The 18785-nt window shown below is 72.4% G+C and carries 17 protein-coding genes; 8 read left to right on the forward strand and 9 right to left on the reverse strand.

Annotated elements, in window-relative coordinates:
- Nucleotides 1-103 precede the first annotated feature (103 nt).
- Together ACFYWG_RS24840 and ACFYWG_RS24845 are read right to left on the reverse strand one after the other, a co-directional pair.
- On the reverse strand, nucleotides 104-925 hold the full coding sequence (locus tag ACFYWG_RS24840; protein WP_383503358.1) for an oxidoreductase: 822 nt from the start codon (nucleotides 923-925) through the stop codon (nucleotides 104-106).
- Nucleotides 926-1015: 90 nt separating this feature from the next.
- Nucleotides 1016-2281, reverse strand: coding sequence for a hypothetical protein (locus ACFYWG_RS24845; protein WP_376328113.1), 1266 nt, complete (start codon nucleotides 2279-2281; stop codon nucleotides 1016-1018).
- A 293-nt stretch (nucleotides 2282-2574) separates the two neighbouring features.
- On the opposite strand from ACFYWG_RS24845, the gene ACFYWG_RS24850 reads away from it, so the two are divergent.
- The 6 genes from ACFYWG_RS24850 to ACFYWG_RS24875 all read left to right on the forward strand — a co-directional run bounded on the left by ACFYWG_RS24850 (nucleotide 2575) and on the right by ACFYWG_RS24875 (nucleotide 10693).
- Nucleotides 2575-4959, forward strand: a complete 2385-nt coding sequence (locus ACFYWG_RS24850; RefSeq protein ID WP_389203656.1) for a bifunctional SulP family inorganic anion transporter/carbonic anhydrase — start codon at nucleotides 2575-2577, stop codon at nucleotides 4957-4959.
- A 288-nt stretch (nucleotides 4960-5247) separates the two neighbouring features.
- Nucleotides 5248-7203 carry an acetate--CoA ligase gene (acs, locus tag ACFYWG_RS24855; protein ID WP_376328116.1) on the forward strand — a complete coding sequence of 652 codons (1956 nt, stop codon included), beginning with the start codon at nucleotides 5248-5250 and terminating at the stop codon, nucleotides 7201-7203.
- A 197-nt stretch (nucleotides 7204-7400) separates the two neighbouring features.
- On the forward strand, nucleotides 7401-8837 hold the full coding sequence (gene nhaA / locus ACFYWG_RS24860; RefSeq protein WP_383511232.1) for a Na+/H+ antiporter NhaA: 1437 nt from the start codon (nucleotides 7401-7403) through the stop codon (nucleotides 8835-8837).
- A 120-nt stretch (nucleotides 8838-8957) separates the two neighbouring features.
- Nucleotides 8958-9446: a phage holin family protein gene (locus ACFYWG_RS24865; RefSeq protein WP_376328119.1), complete on the forward strand. Its 489-nt coding sequence runs from the start codon at nucleotides 8958-8960 to the stop codon at nucleotides 9444-9446.
- The gene (locus tag ACFYWG_RS24870) at nucleotides 9443-10381 is read left to right on the forward strand and encodes an alpha/beta fold hydrolase (protein ID WP_376328120.1); all 939 of its coding nucleotides are present in this window, start codon (nucleotides 9443-9445) and stop codon (nucleotides 10379-10381) included. The genes ACFYWG_RS24865 and ACFYWG_RS24870 overlap by 4 nt, the downstream gene beginning before the upstream one ends.
- A gap of 129 nt (nucleotides 10382-10510) precedes the next feature.
- Nucleotides 10511-10693 carry a hypothetical protein gene (locus ACFYWG_RS24875; protein ID WP_383511229.1) on the forward strand — a complete coding sequence of 61 codons (183 nt, stop codon included), beginning with the start codon at nucleotides 10511-10513 and terminating at the stop codon, nucleotides 10691-10693.
- Between the two features lie 50 nt (nucleotides 10694-10743).
- On the opposite strand, the gene ACFYWG_RS24880 is transcribed toward ACFYWG_RS24875, so the two are convergent.
- The 3 genes from ACFYWG_RS24880 to nth all read right to left on the reverse strand — a co-directional run bounded on the left by ACFYWG_RS24880 (nucleotide 10744) and on the right by nth (nucleotide 13955).
- On the reverse strand, nucleotides 10744-11943 hold the full coding sequence (locus tag ACFYWG_RS24880; protein ID WP_376328123.1) for a MarP family serine protease: 1200 nt from the start codon (nucleotides 11941-11943) through the stop codon (nucleotides 10744-10746).
- Between the two features lie 13 nt (nucleotides 11944-11956).
- Nucleotides 11957-12652, reverse strand: coding sequence for an NUDIX hydrolase (locus tag ACFYWG_RS24885; protein ID WP_385412056.1), 696 nt, complete (start codon nucleotides 12650-12652; stop codon nucleotides 11957-11959).
- 124 nt (nucleotides 12653-12776) lie between these two features.
- Nucleotides 12777-13955 carry an endonuclease III gene (gene nth / locus ACFYWG_RS24890; RefSeq protein ID WP_389203661.1) on the reverse strand — a complete coding sequence of 393 codons (1179 nt, stop codon included), beginning with the start codon at nucleotides 13953-13955 and terminating at the stop codon, nucleotides 12777-12779.
- A 335-nt stretch (nucleotides 13956-14290) separates the two neighbouring features.
- Between nth and ACFYWG_RS24895 the strand changes: the two genes are divergently transcribed.
- Nucleotides 14291-14965: a Crp/Fnr family transcriptional regulator gene (locus tag ACFYWG_RS24895; RefSeq protein ID WP_010031945.1), complete on the forward strand. Its 675-nt coding sequence runs from the start codon at nucleotides 14291-14293 to the stop codon at nucleotides 14963-14965.
- A 250-nt stretch (nucleotides 14966-15215) separates the two neighbouring features.
- Here the strand turns inward: ACFYWG_RS24895 and ACFYWG_RS24900 are convergent, their stop codons facing one another.
- The 4 genes from ACFYWG_RS24900 to ACFYWG_RS24915 form a co-directional block, all read right to left on the reverse strand.
- Entirely contained in the window at nucleotides 15216-16058 is an 843-nt protein-coding gene (locus tag ACFYWG_RS24900; RefSeq protein ID WP_383509801.1) for an MBL fold metallo-hydrolase, read from the reverse strand.
- Nucleotides 16055-16933, reverse strand: a complete 879-nt coding sequence (locus ACFYWG_RS24905) for an NUDIX hydrolase (RefSeq protein ID WP_376328130.1) — start codon at nucleotides 16931-16933, stop codon at nucleotides 16055-16057. Before ACFYWG_RS24905 ends, ACFYWG_RS24900 begins: the two co-directional genes overlap by 4 nt.
- An 82-nt stretch (nucleotides 16934-17015) precedes the next feature.
- A complete protein-coding gene (locus ACFYWG_RS24910) occupies nucleotides 17016-17477 on the reverse strand; it encodes a RidA family protein (RefSeq protein ID WP_376328131.1) in 462 nt (153 codons plus the stop codon).
- Nucleotides 17477-17635: a DUF4177 domain-containing protein gene (locus ACFYWG_RS24915; protein WP_003991873.1), complete on the reverse strand. Its 159-nt coding sequence runs from the start codon at nucleotides 17633-17635 to the stop codon at nucleotides 17477-17479. Before ACFYWG_RS24915 ends, ACFYWG_RS24910 begins: the two co-directional genes overlap by 1 nt.
- Before the next feature lie 117 nt (nucleotides 17636-17752).
- Between ACFYWG_RS24915 and ACFYWG_RS24920 the strand changes: the two genes are divergently transcribed.
- Entirely contained in the window at nucleotides 17753-18730 is a 978-nt protein-coding gene (locus tag ACFYWG_RS24920) for an ArsA family ATPase (protein ID WP_389203665.1), read from the forward strand.
- The last annotated feature ends 55 nt before the right edge of the window (nucleotides 18731-18785 follow it).

The raw sequence follows: 18785 nt of genomic DNA on the forward strand, positions 1-18785 counted from the left end.
AAGTCCCCGGCCTGATGGGCACATATCGAGGACGCTTGGTAACCCGGTGGTCATGCCAGCGGCGGTGCGACTCATCGCACCGCCGCATTTCTGTGCCGGTGTGTCACGCGGCTCCGCGCTGCAGTGCCTCGCACACCGCCGTCGACTCCCTGGCGCCCAGCTCGACCGCCCTGCCGCAGTGGGCGATCCACGCGGCCATGCCCTCCGGGGTGCCGGAGACGTAACCGTCGAGCGCCTTCAGGTAGGCCGCGCGGCCCAGTTCGGCGTGACCGACCTCGGCCGGGCAGACCGACTTGGGGTCCAGGCCGCTGCCGACCAGGACGATCCGCTCGGCGGTGCGCGCGACCAGGCCGTTGTGCGAGGTGAAGGGGCGCAGGGCGAGGAGTTCGCCGTGCACGACGGCGGCCGTGACCAGGGCGGGTGCGGAGCCGCCGGCGACGATCAGCTCGGCGAGTCCCTCCAGGCGGCCGTGTGTCTCGGCGGCGCCGGGCAGGGGGAGCCCGACGAGGGGTTCGTCGACCGGCTCGCCCTCCTGGCGGGGGCGTCCCACCTGCTCGGCCTGGTCGGCGGCCGCCACGAGGTGCAGCCGGGCCAGGACCCGCAGCGGTGACTGCCGCCAGATCGAGAGCAGCTGGCCCGCCTCCGCGGTGAGCCGCAGCGCGGCGCCGACGGTGCGCGCCTCGGCGTCCGCGCTGAAGTCCGTGCGGCGGCGCACCTCCTCCAGGGCCCAGTCCGCGCCCGACAGCGCGGCCGAGCCGCGGGCACCGCGCAGGGCCGCCTCGGAGGTGATCTCGTTGCTGCGCCGCCGCATGATCCGGTGCCCGTAGACCCGGTCCACGGCCTTGCGGACGGACTCCACGGAATCGGCCACGCCGGGCAACGCGCCCAGGGCCGCGAGCGGATCGGTCGCACCTGCTGTACTCATGAGTACGACCCTACGCATCCCGCGGCCCCGCCCTGCGGTGGAGTGGCCTTCTTCACGCGCGCGTGGAGCGGGGGAAGGCCTCCGGGAGGGCTAGCCCTTGGCCGCCGGGGCGCCCGGCACGCCCTTCGGCGCGGGGGCCGGACGGCCGGACAGGAAGGCCTCCCAGCCGCCCTTGGGCGCCTCGCCCACCTTCAGGGTGCGCAGCTTCTCCAGCGTCTTGGGATCCTGCGCGTCCAGCCAGTCCGCGAGCTGGCGGAACGAGACGCAGCGCACCTCCTCCTTGGTGCACACGGTCTCGATGACCTCCTCGACGGCCCGCATGTAGGTGCCGCCGTTCCACGACTCGAAGTGGTTGCCGATGATCAGGGGCGCGCGGTTGCCGTCGTACGCCCGCTGGAAGCCGGCGAGGAGGCCGTCACGCATCTGGTCGCCCCAGAAGTCGTGCATGGCGGGGTTGCCCTGGGTCTTGGTGCCCGACTGGTTGACCATGAAGTTGTAGTCCATGGTGAGCTGCTCGAAGGAGTGGCCGGGGAACGGCACGAGCTGCATGGACAGGTCCCACAGGCCCTGCTTCTGCTTGGGCCAGACCTGGTCGTTGACGCCGCTGGTGTCGTAGCGGAAGCCCAGGTCGCGGGCGGCCTCCATGAAGTTGCGCTGGCCCTCCAGGCAGGGGGTGCGGGCGCCGATCAGCTCCTTGTCGTAGTCGAAGGGCAGCGGGGCGGCGTCCTTCATGCCGGTGTTGGTCTTCCAGGTCTTCACGAACTGCTTGGCCTGGGAGATCTCGTCCTTCCATTCCTCCACCGACCACTCGCCGACGCCCCCGCCGCTGCCGCAGAAGTGCCCGTTGAAGTGGGTGCCGATCTCGTTGCCCTCCAGCCACGCCAGGCGCAGCTGCTCGGCGGTGGCGGCGACGCCGCTGCGGTCGTTGAAGCCGATGTCGGAGCGGCCCGGGGAGTGCTGGGGCGGCCGGTACCGGTCGCGCTTCTCCTCCGGCAGCATGTACACGCCGCTCAGGAAGTACGTCATGGTCGCCTTGTTCTCCTTGGCGACCTTGCGGAAGTGCGAGAACAGCTTCTGGCTGTCCTCACCGGCGCCGTCCCAGGAGAAGACGACGAACTGCGGGGGCTTGTGGCCCGGGCGCAGCCGCTCGGGGGTGGGCAGGTGGGGCTGGGCGCCGGTGTAGGCGGTGGAGCCGTCCCCGATCAGGCGGACCATGCTCTTCGGGGCCTGGGCGGGCTTCGCCTTGGAGGGTTCGGGGTTGCCTTGCCGGGGAGTGCCGGTCCCGCAACCGGCGAGCGATACGGCGCAGACCGCGGCGATCACGGAGCACGCGGCGATCCTGTGGGTGGCGGCCATGTTCCGCCCACCTTCTTCCTTCTCTCGGGTGCCGACAGCGCCGCCACATTCACATGACCCGGAGAAGGAATTAGTACGACAAGCCGATCACATATCCGCTTCACTCGTCTGGATGGTGCATTCACCCATTTGCCCGGAAAGTCTATGCCCCTCCTTTACTCTGCATTACGATCCATTTACCGAGCGTTGATTCATCCCGCCGATTTACGCCGTGACCCACGGCCGCGACCGACCCCGCCGGAGCGGGGACCACAGTCATGCGACCGCGCAGCCCCGGAGGAGACGGGAACCCCATGTCAGCCTGCGTCCCCACACGTACCGCCGACCCCGGCCACACCGAGCACACCCATCCACCCCACAGCCCGCCGCCCACCGGCCCCCGCCGCTTCCGGATCGCGGGAGCCGACGTGTCGGCCTCGATCGCGGTCTTCCTGATCGCCCTGCCCCTGTCCCTGGGCATCGCCCTCGCCACCGGCGCACCCCTGCAGGCCGGTCTCGTCGCCGCCGCCGTGGGCGGGCTGGTCGCCGGACGGCTCGGCGGGTCCGCGCTCCAGGTGAGCGGACCGGCCGCCGGCCTCACCGTCGTCACCGCCGACCTCATCCAGCGCTACGGCTGGCGGACGACCTGCGCCATCACCGTCCTCGCCGGACTGGCCCAACTGGGCCTCGGCTGCCTGCGCGTGGCCCGGGGCGCGCTGGCCGTCAGCCCCGCCATCGTGCACGGCATGCTCGCCGGCATCGGCGTCACCATCGCCGTCGCCCAGCTGCACATCGTGCTCGGCGGTACGCCGCAGAGCTCCGTGCCGGACAACCTGCGTGCGCTGCCCGCACAGTTGGCGGACATGCGTCCGGCGTCGGTGTCGGTGAGCGTGCTCACCCTGACCCTGCTGCTGCTCTGGCCGCGACTGCCCGGCCGGGCCGGGCAGGTGCTGCGCAAGGTCCCGGCCGCGCTGGTCGCGGTCGCCGGAGCCACCGCGGTCGCCGCGCTCGCCGGCCTGCGCCTGCCCAAGGTCGACCTGCCGTCCTGGAGCAACCACGCGCTGGCCGGGCTCCCCGAGGGCCCCGTGCTGGGCCTCGCCGCCGCCGTGCTCACGACGACGCTGGTGTGCAGCGTGCAATCGCTGCTCGGCGCTGTCGCCGTCGACAAGCTGGCCGCCGGCCGCCCGGACCTGCCCGCCCGGGCCGGGCGATCCGACCTCGACCGCGAACTGCTCGGGCAGGGAGCCGCCAACATCGTCTCCGGCTCCCTCGGCGGACTGCCCATCGCCGGTGTCGCGGTGCGCAGTACGGCCAATGTGCACGCCGGAGCGGTCAGCCGGAACTCGACGATGCTGCACGGCGTTCTCGTAGTGTTCGCCGCGCTGCTGTTGGTCCCGATCCTGGAGTTCATCCCCCTCGCCTCGCTCGCCGCCCTGGTGATGGCCGTCGGCATCCAGATGGTGTCCCTGAACCACATCCGCACGGTGACACGCCACCGAGAGGTGTGGGTCTACGCCGTGACGACCCTGGGCGTGGTGTGCCTCGGCGTCCTCCAGGGTGTGGCCCTGGGGATCGCCATGGCCGTCGGCGTCGCCCTGCACCGCCTCACCCGCACCCGCATCACGCACGAGGAGAGGGAAGGAGTCCATCACGTCCACGTCAGAGGGCAGTTGACGTTCCTTGCGGTGCCGCGGCTCAGCCGTGCCCTGCACCTCGTGCCGCACGCCGCCGACGCCGTCGTCGAACTGGACGGGTCGTTCATGGACCACGCGGCGTACGAGACCCTGCAGGACTGGCAGAAGACGCACACCTCGCAGGGCGGCACCGTGGAGATCACCGGACGCCATCCCGGCATCCGCATCTCGGAGCCCCAGGACTTCAGCGGCTGCCGCTGCCGGCCCTGGACGCCCTGGCGCAACCACCAGTGCGAGCGGCCCCGGCCGACCCGCTCCGAGCACGACCGGGCCGCGGCGGGAGAGACGGGCGGCTCCGACCGGAACCCGCCGGGCACGTGCGGCACCGAGGGGAGCAGCGGGCACGAACTGGCTCGCGGCATCAGCGCGTTCCAGCGCAACACCGCGCCCCTGGTGCGCAGTGAGCTGGCCCGGCTGGCCCGCGAGGGGCAGCGGCCTTCGCAGCTCTTCCTGACCTGCGCCGACTCCCGGCTGGTCACCTCGATGATCACCTCCAGTGGTCCCGGTGACCTGTTCGTGGTCCGCAACGTGGGCAACCTCGTCCCCCGCCCGGGTGAGGAGAGCGGTGACGACTCCGTGGCCGCGGCGATCGAGTACGCCGTGGACGTCCTGGGCGTGCGGTCCATCACCGTGTGCGGGCATTCCGGCTGCGGTGCCATGCAGGCCCTGCTCGACGCCGAGCCCGGCGGTGGGCGGACCCCGCTGCAGCGGTGGCTGCGGCACGGCATGCCGAGCCTGGAACGGATGGGCGACGGCAGCCGGCCCTGGAGCAGGCTGGCCGGGCGGATGCCCGAGGACGCGGTCGAGCAGCTCTGCCTGACCAACGTCGTGCAGCAGCTGGAGCACCTGCGCGCCCACGAGTCGGTGGCCCGGGCCCTGGAGAAGGGGGCGCTGGAGCTGCAGGGCATGTACTTCCACGTGGGCGAGGCGGAGGCGTACCTGCTGACCGAGACGGAGGCCGGTGGCGTCTTCGACCGCGTACGGGAGGCGGACGTGCCGGTGTGAGCCGGAGGGCGGACCGAGCGGGCAGGGGTGCGGCCGCGTGGCGTACGCGGCCGCACCCCGCGCGCCGTCCGGCCGGCACCCGCCACCGGCGCCGCCCTCACCCCCGCCACCCCGTGAACTTTCCCTGGTCGGCGTCCGTGGGTACGGGTGAACCCGGTCCCCGGCAGCATCGCTCACCGCACCGCCCACAGGTCTAAACCAATCGGCGGTCGGCCCTTGTCAGCGCACCCCCGGGTCTGATGAGCTGTGGCTCGGGACACAACGGACACCCTGGGAAAGGCAGATGCCGTGAGCAATGAAAGCCTGGCCAACCTCCTGAAGGAGGAGCGACGCTTCTCGCCCCCCGCCGACCTGGCCGCGAACGCCAACGTCACCGCGGAGGCGTACGAACAGGCCAAGGCTGACAGGCTCGGCTTCTGGGCCGAGCAGGCCCGCCGGCTGACCTGGGCCAAGGAGTTCACCGAGACCCTCGACTGGTCGAACCCGCCGTTCGCCAAGTGGTTCAAGGACGGCGAGCTCAACGTCGCCTACAACTGCGTCGACCGGCACGTCGAGGCCGGGCACGGCGACCGGGTCGCCATCCACTTCGAGGGCGAGCCCGGCGACAGCCGCGCCCTCACCTACGCCGAGCTCAAGGACGAGGTCTCCAAGGCGGCCAACGCGCTGCTGGAGCTGGGCGTTCAGGCCGGGGACCGGGTCGCGGTCTACATGCCGATGATCCCCGAGACAGCCATCGCCATGCTGGCGTGCGCCCGTATCGGTGCCGCCCACTCGGTCGTGTTCGGCGGCTTCTCCTCCGACGCGCTCGCCACCCGCATCCAGGACGCCGACGCGCGCGTGGTCATCACCTCCGACGGCGGCTACCGGCGCGGCAAGCCGTCCGCGCTCAAGCCGGCCGTGGACGAGGCCGTCGAGAAGGCGGGCAACGTCGAGCACGTCCTGGTCGTGCGCCGCACGGGCCAGGAGGTCGCCTTCACCGAGGGCCGCGACGTGTGGTGGCACGACCTGGTGGACCGGCAGAGCGCCGAGCACACCCCGCAGGCGTTCAACGCCGAGCACCCGCTGTTCATCCTGTACACCTCGGGCACCACGGGGAAGCCGAAGGGCATCCTGCACACCTCCGGCGGCTACCTCACCCAGGCCGCCTACACCCACCATGCCGTCTTCGACCTCAAGCCGGAGACCGACGTCTACTGGTGCACCGCCGACGTCGGCTGGGTCACCGGCCACTCGTACATCGTCTACGGCCCGCTGGCCAACGGCGCCACGCAGGTCATGTACGAGGGCACGCCCGACACCCCGCACCAGGGCCGCTTCTGGGAGATCGTGCAGAAGTACGGCGTGACGATCCTCTACACCGCGCCGACCGCGATCCGCACGTTCATGAAGTGGGGCGACGACATCCCCGCCAAGTTCGACCTGTCCAGCCTGCGCGTGCTGGGCTCGGTGGGCGAGCCGATCAACCCCGAGGCGTGGATCTGGTACCGCAAGCACATCGGCGGCGACCGCACCCCGGTCGTCGACACCTGGTGGCAGACCGAGACCGGCTCGATGATGATCACCCCGCTGCCGGGCGTGACCGCCACCAAGCCCGGCTCCGCGCAGACGCCGCTGCCCGGCATCTCCGCGACGGTCGTCGACGACGAGGCGAACGAGGTGCCCGACGGCGGAGGCGGCTACCTGGTGCTCACCGAGCCGTGGCCGTCGATGCTGCGCACCATCTGGGGCGACGACCAGCGGTTCATCGACACCTACTGGTCGCGCTTCGAGGGCAGGTACTTCGCCGGTGACGGCGCCAAGAAGGACGACGACGGCGACATCTGGCTGCTGGGCCGGGTCGACGACGTCATGCTCGTATCCGGGCACAACATCTCCACCACCGAGGTCGAGTCCGCGCTGGTGTCGCATCCCTCGGTCGCCGAGGCGGCCGTGGTCGGCGCGGCGGACGAGACGACCGGGCAGGCGATCGTCGCGTTCGTGATCCTGCGCGGCACGGCCTCCGAGACCGAGGACCTGGTCGCCGAGCTGCGCACGCACGTCGGCAACACCCTCGGCCCGATCGCCAAGCCCAAGCGGATCCTGCCGGTGGCCGAACTGCCCAAGACCCGCTCCGGCAAGATCATGCGCCGGCTGCTGCGGGACGTCGCCGAGAACCGCCAGCTGGGTGACGTCACCACGCTGACGGACTCCGCGGTCATGGACCTCATCCAGGCCAAGCTGCCGGCCGCGCCCAGCGAGGACTGACCGCCCGGGGCATGGCACGAGCCGCTGAGGGCACCCGGTGATCGGCACACCGGGTGCCCTCAGCGCGCCTGCACCGCAGCTCAGGGATGCGCGACATCACTCCCTTAGCTAAACTAAGAAAAACAAGTGCTCCAAGGTGCGCCGGGAAGTCTGGTCGGCATGTGCTCCGCCCTGCCCACCTCCCGGAGGTCCTGCTCGTGACTGCGCCCCGCCCCACCACCACCCGCAAGGTCCTCGGCCGGCTGTCGCTGCCGGAGCGGACCTACGTGGCGGACGCGCTGCGCACCGAGACCCTGGGCGGCGTGCTGCTGCTCGTCGCGGCGGTGGCCGCGCTGCTGTGGGCGAACATCCCCGGCCTCCACGACAGCTACGAGAGCGTCTCCGACTTCCACTTCGGCCCCGCCGCCCTCGGACTCGACCTCTCGGTCGCGCACTGGGCCGCCGACGGGCTGCTCGCGGTCTTCTTCTTCGTCGCCGGCATCGAGCTCAAACGCGAACTCGTCGCCGGCGACCTGCGCGACCCCAGAGCGGCCGCCCTCCCGGTCGTCGCCGCGCTGTGCGGCATGGCCGTACCCGCGCTCGTGTACACCCTGACCACCATCGGCGGTGGCGGTTCGCTCGCGGGCTGGGCGGTGCCGACCGCCACGGACATCGCCTTCGCCCTCGCCGTGCTGGCGGTCATCGGCACGTCCCTGCCGAGCGCCCTGCGGGCCTTCCTGCTCACGCTGGCCGTGGTCGACGACCTCTTCGCGATCCTGATCATCGCGGTGTTCTTCACCGGCAGCCTGAACTTCGCCGCGCTGGGCGGGGCCGTCGCCGGCCTGGCCGTGTTCTGGCTGCTCCTGCGCACGGGGGTGCGCGGCTGGTACGTGTACGTGCCGCTCGCACTGGTGATCTGGGCGCTGATGTACAACAGCGGCGTCCACGCCACCATCGCCGGTGTCGCCATGGGCCTGATGCTGCGCTGCCACCGCCGCGAGGGCGAGAAGGTCTCCCCCGGCGAGCGCATCGAGCACCTCGTGCGGCCCCTGTCGGCGGGGCTGGCCGTTCCGCTGTTCGCGTTGTTCAGCGCGGGCGTCTCCGTCTCGGGCGGGGCGCTGGGGCGGGTGTTCACCCAGCCGGAGACGCTCGGGGTCGTCCTCGGCCTGGTGGTCGGCAAGACGCTCGGCATCTTCGGCGGGACCTGGCTGACGGCCCGGTTCACCCGGGCCTCGCTCAGCGACGACCTCGCCTGGGCGGACGTGTTCGCGGTGTCGAGCCTCGCCGGGATCGGCTTCACCGTGTCCCTGCTCATCGGTGAACTCGCCTTCGAGGGCGACGAGGCGATGACCGCCGAGGTCAAGGCGGCGGTCCTGATCGGCTCGCTCGTCGCCGCGACACTCGCGACCGTGCTGCTGAAGCTGCGCAACGCCAAGTACCGCCGCCTGTGGGAGAACGAGGAGCGGGACGAGGACGCCGACGGCATCCCGGACGTCTACGAGGAGGACGACCCGGCGTACCACCTGCGCCTCGCGGACCTCTACGAGCGCAAGGCCGCCGAGCACCGCAGGATCGCCCAGGAGAAGGCGGCGGCGCGCCACGGGCTTGCCGAAGTGCCGGGCGGGGCAGGCGAGGACCACCACCGTCCGGCATGATCTGACGAGACGGTACAAAAGACGGGACCGTACGCAGTCGGGCCGGACGCACGGGACGACCGTGTGCGGACCGGCACAGGCAGCGGAAAATCGGACCGTACGCGAAAGAGGGAGACCGCGATGAGCGCACCCGACGGCAGCCCGGTCGGCGCCGAACGCAGCATCGGCCAGCTGTTCGCCTCGGCGACGGCGGAAATGTCGGCGCTGGTGCACGACGAGATCGCGCTGGCCAAGGCGCAGCTCAAGCAGGACGTCAAGCGCGGCGCGACCAGCGGAGGTGCCTTCTCGCTGGCGGGTGCCGTCCTGGTGTTCTCCCTGCCGATGCTGAACTTCGCGCTGGCGTACGGCATCCGGACCTGGTCGGACTGGAACCTGGCCGTCTGCTTCCTGCTGTCCTTCGCCGCGAACGTGCTGGTCGCGGGCGGGCTGGCGCTGATCGGCGTGGTCTTCGCGAAGAAGGCCAAGAAGAGCAAGGGCCCGCAGAAGGTCGCCGCGTCGATGAAGGAGAGCGCGGTCGTCCTGCAGAACGCCAAGCCGCACCCGCGCCCCGAGCTCGCGCGGGACCGCGTCCCCGAGGCCATCGAGGCTGTGGCACGCTCGTCGTCATGACGGACCCCGCCCCGCCCCCGGCTCCCCCGGCCTCGGCCGTCCTCCTCGACGGACCCTGGATCCACCGCGACGTCGCCGCCAACGGCGCCCGCTTCCACATCGCCGAGCTGGGTGACGGGCCGCTGGTGCTGCTGCTGCACGGCTTCCCGCAGTTCTGGTGGACCTGGCGGCACCAGCTGGTGGCGCTCGCCGACGCGGGGTTCCGGGCCGTGGCCATGGACCTGCGGGGCGTCGGGGGCAGCGACCGCACACCGCGCGGCTACGACCCCGCCAACCTCGCGCTCGACGTCACCGGCGTCATCCGCTCCCTCGGCGAGCCGGACGCCGCGCTGGTCGGCCACGACCTGGGCGGATACCTCGCCTGGACGGCCGCCGCGATGCGTCCCAAGCTGGTGCGGCGGCTGGCGGTCGCGTCGATGCCGCATCCGCGGCGCTGGCGCGCGGCCATGCTGCGTGATGTCAAGCAGACCCGTGCGGGTGCACACATCTGGGGGTTCCAGCGCCCCTGGATCCCCGAGCGGCAGCTCACCGCCGACGACGGGGCGCTCGTGGCGGAGCTGATCCGCGACTGGTCCGGGCCGCGTCCGCCCGAGGACGAGGAGCTGGAGAACTACCGCCGCGCCATGTGCATCCCCTCAGCGGCGCACTGCGCGGTCGAGCCGTACCGCTGGATGGTGCGGTCCCTGGCGCGGCCGGACGGCATCCAGTTCAACCGCCGGATGAAGCGGCCCGTGCGGGTGCCGACGCTGCACCTGCACGGCTCGCTCGACCCGGTGATGCGCACCCGCAGCGCGGCCGGCTCCGGCGAGTACGTCGAAGCCCCGTACCGCTGGCGGCTGTTCGACGGCCTCGGTCACTTCCCGCACGAGGAGGACCCGGTCGCCTTCTCCGCGGAACTCATCAACTGGCTGCGGGATCCCGAACCCGACCGCTGAGCGCGGGACCCGCGTCCGCCGCGCCCGATCTGAACACCTGTCCGACGCACGGCCATGTGCCCGGCGCATAGGCCAATTGGCCGCCACCGAAGCGGTTATGGACCATGGGCCGGGGGCAGACGTCCGGGTATGGGCTGGACGCACGACTACAGTGACGCAACCCGCAATCGCCGCTCGGCGAGCGGCACGAATCCCTACCGGCGAAGCGGCGCACCGCAGATGGCGACCGCCGACCCCAGGGTGGGGATCCCGCGCATCCTCCGCCGCCGGGCCCGCTGGGTCTCCGTGCGTCTGCGTCACCCGCGCGACTGAGGTGCCACTCGTGTGAGTGACAACCCGGCCGTGCCTCCCCCGGGCTCCCCCTAGAGCGCGCAGCTGTCGCTGTCCACCTGCTGGTTGGCGGAGCGCCCCTTGGTGATGTCCTCGCGGATCTCGTCCACGGTGAGCGCGTACCCCGTCTCGGCGTCGTCGAGGCTCTTGGCGAAGACCACGCCGTAGACCTTGCCGTCGGGGGTGAGCAGCGGGCCGCCGGAGTTGCCCTGGCGGACGGTCGCGTACAGGGAGTAGACGTCGCGCCGGACCGTGCCGCGGTGGTAGATGTCCGGGCCGTTGGCCGTGATGCGACCTCGCACGCGCGCGGCCCGCACGTCGTACGCCCCGTTCTCCGGGAAGCCCGCGACGATGGCGCTGTCGCCGCTGGTCGCGTCCTTCTCGGTGAACCGCAGCACGGGCGCGTCGAGGTCGGGCACGTCGAGGACGGCGATGTCGCGCCGCCAGTCGTAGAGCACGACCTCGGCGTCGTACTTCCGGCCCTCGCCGCCTATCTGCACGGTCGGTTCGTCGACGCCGCCCACCACGTGCGCGTTGGTCATGACCCGGCGGTCGGCGAAGACGAAGCCGGTGCCCTCCAGGACCTTGCCGCAGCTGGGGGCCGTGCCCATCACCTTGACGATGGAGCGCTGGGCGCGGGTGGCGACCGGGCTGTCGGCCAGCGCCGGGTCGGGCGGCCGGACGTCGGTGATCGGCTCGTTCGAGAACGGGCTGAAGACCTGCGGGAAGCCGTTCTGCGCGAGGACGGAGGAGAAGTCCGCGAACCAGGTGGCGGCCTGGTCGGGCAGCGCCCGCGAGACGCCCAGCAGCACCTTGGAACTGCGGACCTCCTTGCCGAGCGTGGGCAGGGTGGTGCCCGCGAGGGCCGATCCGATCAGCCAGGCGACCAGGAGCATCGCCACGACGTTGACCAGGGCGCCGCCCGTGGCGTCCAGCGCCCGGGCCGGGGACCAGGTGATGTGCCGGCGCAGCTTGTTGCCCAGGTGGGTGGTCAGGGCCTGCCCGACGGAGGCGCAGACGATGACCACGACGACCGCGACCACGGCGGCGGTCGTGCTCACCTCCGCGTTGTCCGTGACGGCGTCCCAGATGACAGGCAGCACGTACACCGCGACGAGGCCCCCGCCCAGGAAGCCGATCACCGACAGGATGCCGACGACGAACCCCTGGCGGTATCCCACGACCGCGAACCACACGGCGGCGACCAGCAACAAGATGTCCAGCACGTTCACGAAGGCCACCCTGTCATGCGCGCCAGTCGAGCGGGACCTGCTTCTCCCGGTCCCACGGCCGCTCCCAGCCCGCGAAGTGCATCAGCCGGTCGATGATCCCGGCCGTGAAGCCCCAGACGAGGGCCGATTCGACCATGAATGCCGGACCTCGGTGACCGCTGGGGTGGACAGCGGTGGCCCGGTTCGCCGGGTCCGTGAGATCCACCACGGGGACGGTGAAGACCCGGGCGGTCTCGTTCGGGTCGACCACCCCGACCGGGCTCGGCACCCGCCACCAGCCCAGCACGGGCGTGACGACGAAGCCGCTGACCGGGATGTACAGCCGGGGCAGGACACCGAACAGCTGGACGCCGGAAGGGTCGAGCCCGGTCTCCTCCTCGGCCTCGCGCAGGGCGGCCCGCAGGGGGCCGTCACCGGCCGGGTCCCCGTCCTCGGGGTCGAGCGCCCCGCCCGGGAAGGACGGCTGCCCCGCGTGCGAGCGCAGGGAGCTGGCCCGCTCCATCAGCAGCAGTTCGGGGCCGCGCTCGCCCTCGCCGAACAGGATCAGCACGGCGGACTGGCGTCCCGCGCCGTCCTCGGGCGGCAGGAAGCGGCTCAGCTGCTGCGGCCGGACCGTCTCGACCGCGTGCACCACCGGGTCCAGCCAGCCGGGCAGGCCCTCCTTGCTCAAGGTCACCGGCCCGCCCTGCGTCTCACTCGCCCGCGTCATCGCCACCCCCGTCGTCCTGCCGCTTCCAACGCCCGGCGCCCGGCGGATCGTTCCACGCACGGCCCCCTTCCGCCGGAGGAGGAACGGCGATCGGCGAGGCGGGCGCGCCGGCGGTGGGGGCGGGTCATCCGGCCCCCAGCGGCGGCGCCGGCCTGCCGCCCGCGTCCAGGTACGCCTGCGGGGGCCGCAGCCGCTGGCCCGGGAAGCCGCCCTTCTCGTACTTCAGCAGCTTCTTCGCCTTCTCCGGGTCGGTCTCGCCCTCCCCGTACGCCGGGCACAGCGGGGCGATCGGGCAGGCGCCGCACGCGGGCTTGCGGGCGTGGCAGATGCGGCGGCCGTGCCAGATCACGTGGTGCGACAGGTCCGTCCAGTCGCTCTTCGGGAACAGCGCGCCGACGTCGGCCTCGATCTTGTCCGGGTCCGTCTCGGCGGTCCACCGCCAGCGGCGCACCAGCCGCTGGAAGTGCGTGTCGACGGTGATGCCGGGCCGTCCGAAGGCGTTGCCGAGCACGACGAACGCCGTCTTGCGACCGACCCCGGGCAGCTTCACGAGGTCCTCCAACCGGCCGGGCACCTCCCCGCCGAACTCCTCCACCAGCGCCTTCGACAGCCCTATGACCGACTTGGTCTTGGCCCGGAAGAAACCGGTCGGGCGCAGGATCTCCTCGACCTCCTCGGGGTTGGCGGCGGCCAGGTCCTCCGGGGTGGGGTACTTGGCGAACAGGGCGGGCGTCGTCTGGTTGACGCGCAGGTCCGTGGTCTGCGCCGACAGCACCGTGGCGACGACGAGTTGGAAGGGGTTGTCGAAGTCCAGCTCGGGGTGGGCGTACGGGTAGACCTCGGCCAGCTCACGGTCGATGCGGCGTGCGCGGCGGACCAGGGCCGTGCGCGACTCGTCGCCGGGCGGGTGCACGACCGTCCTGGCGGGGGCGGCGGCCTTGACGCGGGCGGTGGCCTTCTTGGGCGCGACGGCCACCTTCTTCGCTGCCGGTGCCTTCTTCACCGCGGCGGTGCTCTTCTTCGCGGCCGGTGCTTGCTTCGCGGCGGCGGTCGTCTTCTTCGCGGTCGATGCCTTCCTCGCAGCGGCGGTCGTCTTCTTCGCGGCCGGTGCCTTCTTCGCGGCGGCCGTCGTCTTCTTCCCGGCGGCCGACGCTTCCTGAGCCGCCGTCGCCTGTTTGACCGCCGGCGTCTTCTTCGCCGCCTTCGTCGTCTTCTTCGCGGGCGCCGCCTTCGTCGCCTTCTTCGCGGGCGCCGCTCTCTTCGCCGCGGGCGTCGTCTCCGCCGAGGCCGCCGTCTTCCTCATCGCCGCCTCCTCTGTCGCTTTCGCCGTTTTCCTACCGCCATCGGGGCCCTGTTCGCCCACAGCGGAATCGCGACGTACAACCACCCGCGCAGCCCCCTCGGCCTGTGCTCTCACCGGCGATTTGGACACCCGGCCAGCCTAAGCCGTGGCACCCTCATCCGCCCCGGCCCCTGAAGATCGGCGCCCAATTGGACCCCTGCCGCGTACCCCGGGACACGTGTGCGGCATCCTTGTGACAGATCACACTGTTTGGACCGTCCGGCAAAATGGGCACCACGGTCCCCTGGAACGCAGGGGAGCAAGATCCCCTGAGCAGGTCGAAAGGGAGAGAACTCGTGGACGACGTTCTGCGGCGCAATCCGCTCTTCGCGGCGCTCGATGACGAGCAGGCCGCGGAGCTCCGCGCCTCCATGAGTGAGGTGACCCTCGCCCGCGGGGACTCGCTGTTCCACGAGGGCGACCCCGGTGACCGCCTCTACGTGGTGACGGAGGGCAAGGTCAAGCTGCACCGCACGTCGCCCGACGGCCGGGAGAACATGCTGGCCGTGGTCGGCCCCGGCGAGCTGATCGGCGAGCTGTCGCTGTTCGACCCGGGCCCGCGCACGGCGACCGCCACGGCGCTGACCGAGGTCAAGCTGCTCGGCCTGGGCCACGGCGACCTCCAGCCCTGGCTGAACGCCCGCCCCGAGGTGGCCACGGCGCTGCTGCGCGCCGTCGCGCGCCGGCTGCGCAAGACCAACGACGCGATGTCCGACCTCGTCTTCTCGGACGTCCCGGGCCGTGTCGCCCGCGCGCTGCTGGACCTGTCGCGCCGGTTCGGCGTGCAGTCCGAGGAGGGCATCCACGTCGTCCACGACCTCACGCAGGAGGAGCTGGCCCAGCTGGTCGGCGCGTCCCGCGAGACGGTCAACAAGGCCCTGGCGGACTTCGCCCAGCGCGGCTGGCTGCGCCTGGAGGCCCGCGCGGTGATCCTCCTGGACGTCGAACGCCTCGCCAAGCGCTCGCGCTGACGCGCCCGCCCCGCCGTACGTCTCGGGCCCTGTCCTCCACGGGACAGGGCCCGACGCCGTGTCACGGCAGGGGCTGCCGGCGTCGTCGGCGGCCTCCAGGCGCCCGGCCCGGGGGTGCTCGCCCGCAGGGCTCCCACGCGCGCGTGCCGGAGAGGTCCGTCCGGTCGTCACCGCGGCCGGGACGCGGCCGGCGGACGGGTGCGGGGCACCTCCCCGCACCGCACGGTGCGAAGGCCGCTCCCGGGGCCTCCTAGCCGAGGCCCTGGATGAGGCCGTGCTCCTCCAGGTAGTCCATCTGCGCCCGGACGGACAGTTCCGCGGCCGGCCACAGGGAGCGGTCCACGTCCGCGTAGACGCGGGCGACCACCTCGGCCGGGGTGGTGCGGCCGTCCTCCACGGCCGTCTCCACCTGGGCGAGGCGCGTGGCGCGGTGGGCGAGGTAGTACTCGACGGCGCCCTGGGCGTCCTCCAGCACGGGGCCGTGGCCCGGCAGCACCGTGTGGACGCCGTCGTCGACGGTGAGGGACCTCAGGCGGCGCAGGGAGTCCAGGTAGTCGCCGAGGCGGCCGTCGGGGTGGGCGACGACCGTCGTGCCGCGCCCGAGGATCGTGTCGCCGGTGAGGACGGCCCGGTCCGCCGGGAGGTGGAAGGACAGCGAGTCGGCGGTGTGGCCGGGGGTCGGCACGACCCGCAGTTCGAGCCCGCCGGTGGTGATCACGTCCCCGGCGGAGAGTCCCTCGTCGCCGAGCCGCAGGGCCGGGTCGAGGGCACGCACGCGCGTGCCGGTCAGTTCCGCGAAGCGGGCCGCGCCCTCCGCGTGGTCCGGGTGGCCGTGCGTCAGCAGGGTGAGGGCGACGCGCCTGCCCGCCTGCTCGGCCGTGGCGACGACCCGGCGCAGGTGCCCGTCGTCCAGCGGCCCCGGATCGACCACGACGGCGAGGTCCGAGTCGGGCTCCGCGAGGATCCAGGTGTTGGTGCCGTCCAGGGTCATCGCCGACGCGTTGGGCGCCAGCACGTTGACGGCCCGCGCGGTGGCGGGCCCGGACAGGACCCCGCCCCGCGGCTGGCCCGGAAGGGCTGCGGCGTCGGTCATGCGCCGCCTCCGCCGGTCGGGGCCGCCGGTACGTGCTTGGTGAACTCGTCGTGGCCCGGCCACGACAGCACGATCTCCCCGTCCACCAGGCGCGCGGTGGCCAGCACGGGCGTGAGATCGCGCTCGGGCGCCGCCGCGAGGGCCTGCGCGGCCGTCCCGTACGCCGTCAGCTGGCGCAGGGTGGCGATCGTCGGCGGCATCATCAGCAGCTCGCCCTCGTCGTAGCGGGCCGCCGCGTCGCCCGGGGTGATCCACACCGTGCGGTCGGCCTCCGTGGAGGCGTTGCGCGTGCGCTGCCCCTCGGGGAGCGCGGCCACGAAGAACCAGGTGTCGTAGCGCCGCGACTCGAACTCGGGGGTGATCCAGCGGGTCCACGCGCCGAGCAGGTCGGAGCGCAGCACGAGACCGCGGCGGTCGAGGAACTCCGCGAAGGACAGCTCCCGGGCGACCAGGGCGGCCCGGTCGGCCTCCCAGCCGGCACCGGTGGTGTCGCCGACGACCGAGTCGGGCGCCGGACCGGCGAGCAGCACGCCCGCCTCCTCGTACGTCTCCCGGACGGCCGCGCAGACGATCGCCTGGGCCTCCGCCTCGCCGACGCCGAGCCGCCGGGCCCACCACGCGCGCGTGGGGCCCGCCCAGCGCACCTGGTGGTCGTCGTCGCGCGGATCGACACCGCCGCCCGGATAGGCGTACGCGCCCCCGGCGAAGGCCATCGAGGCGCGTCGGCGCAGCATGTGGACGGCCGGGCCGCTGCCCGTGTCCTTCAGGAGCATGACGGTGGCCGCGCGCCTGGGGGTCACCGGAGTGAGGGTCCCCGCCGCGAGCGCGCGGATGCGGTCCGGCCACTCCGCGGGGTACCACTGACCGTTCGCCATGGGCGCGAGGCTATCCCGTGACGGGCGGATGTTCGAGTGGCCCCCGGGTACGGATCACGCAGCTCGGGCGGGTGCCGGGGTGCTACGCGAGCTCCACCTGGATCTCGACCTCGACCGGGGCGTCCAGGGGCAGCACGGCCACGCCGACGGCGCTGCGCGCGTGCACGCCCTTGTCGCCGAGGACCTCGCCGAGCAGCTCGCTCGCGCCGTTGAGCACTCCGGGCTGGCCGGTGAAGTCCGAGGCCGAGGCCACGAAGCCGACGACCTTCACCACGCGCGCGATGCGGTCCAGGTCACCGGCGACGGACTTCACGGCGGCCAGGGCGTTCAGCGCACACGTGCGTGCCAGCTCCTTGGCCTCCTCCGCGGTGACCTCGGCGCCGACCTTGCCCGTGACCGGGAGCTTGCCGTCCACCATGGGCAGCTGGCCCGCGGTGTAGACGTACGGGCCGGACTGCACGGCCGGCTGGTACGCGGCCAGCGGCGGGACCACGTCGGGCAGGCTCAGGCCCAGCTCGGCGAGTTTCGCCTCGACGGCGCCCACTACTGCTTCTCCCGCTTCAGGTAGGCCACGAGCTGCTCGGGGTTGTTCGGCCCGGGCACGACCTGGACGAGCTCCCAGCCGTCCTCGCCCCAGGTGTCCAGGATCTGCTTCGTGGCGTGGACGAGCAGCGGCACGGTTGCGTATTCCCACTTGGTCATGCGGCCGACTTTAGCCCGTGTCCGGGCGGGCCAGGGCCGCGGTCCCGGGCCGACCCCGGCACCCGTTGTCCACAGCCTGCCGCGTAGCTCGGGCGCGGACTGGTTAGGCTCGAATACGTGAGCAGGCTCCAGGTCGTCAGTGGCAAGGGTGGTACCGGCAAGACCACGGTGGCCGCCGCCCTAGCGCTGGCCCTCGCCACGGAGGGGAAGCGGACGCTTCTCGTCGAGGTCGAGGGCCGCCAGGGCATCGCGCAGCTCTTCGAGACCGAAGCGCTGCCTTATGAGGAGCGGAAGATCGCCGTCGCTCCCGGGGGCGGGGAGGTGTACGCCCTCGCCATCGACCCCGAACAGGCCCTTCTGGACTACCTCCAGATGTTCTACAAGCTGGGCAGCGCGGGACGGGCCCTGAAGAAGCTCGGGGCGATCGACTTCGCCACCACGATCGCGCCCGGCCTGCGGGACGTCCTGCTGACCGGCAAGGCGTGCGAGGCCGTGCGCCGCAAGGAGCGCAGCGGCCGCTTCACGTACGACTTCGTGGTCATGGACGCGCCGCCGACCGGCCGCATCACCCGCTTTTTGAACGTCAACGACGAGGTCGCGGGGCTCGCCAAGATCGGCCCGATACACAATCAGGCGCAGGCGGTGATGCGGGTGCTGAAGTCGCCGGAGACGGCGGTGCACCTGGTGACGCTGCTGGAGGAGATGCCCGTCCAGGAGACGGCGGACGGGATCGCCGAGCTGCGTTCGGCCCGGCTGCCGGTGGGCAGGGTCATCGTGAACATGGTGCGCCCGGAGCTGCTGGACGCGGCCGACCTGGAACTCGCGGGGTCGGTGGCGCGTTCCACTGTCGCGCGGTCGCTGTCGTCGGCGGGGCTGGGCGGCGCGCGACGCGGGGGGCACGCCGAGCGGCTGGTGGACCCGCTGCTCACGCAGGCCGGGGAGTACGCCGAGCGGTACACGCTGGAGCAGGAGCAGCGCGGGGTCCTCGCCGAGCTGGGCCTGCCGCTGCACGAACTGCCGCTGTTCGCCGAGGGCATGGACCTGGCGGGGCTGTACGCGCTGGCGCGCGAGCTGCGCGGGCAGGGCGTGTCATGAGCGGCGGCGCGCGGTCGGGGGGCACACGGTCGAGGTCGGTCACGAGCGGAAGCAG

The organism is Streptomyces sp. NPDC003456 (genome assembly GCF_042878735.1).
GTDB lineage: Bacteria > Actinomycetota > Actinomycetes > Streptomycetales > Streptomycetaceae > Streptomyces.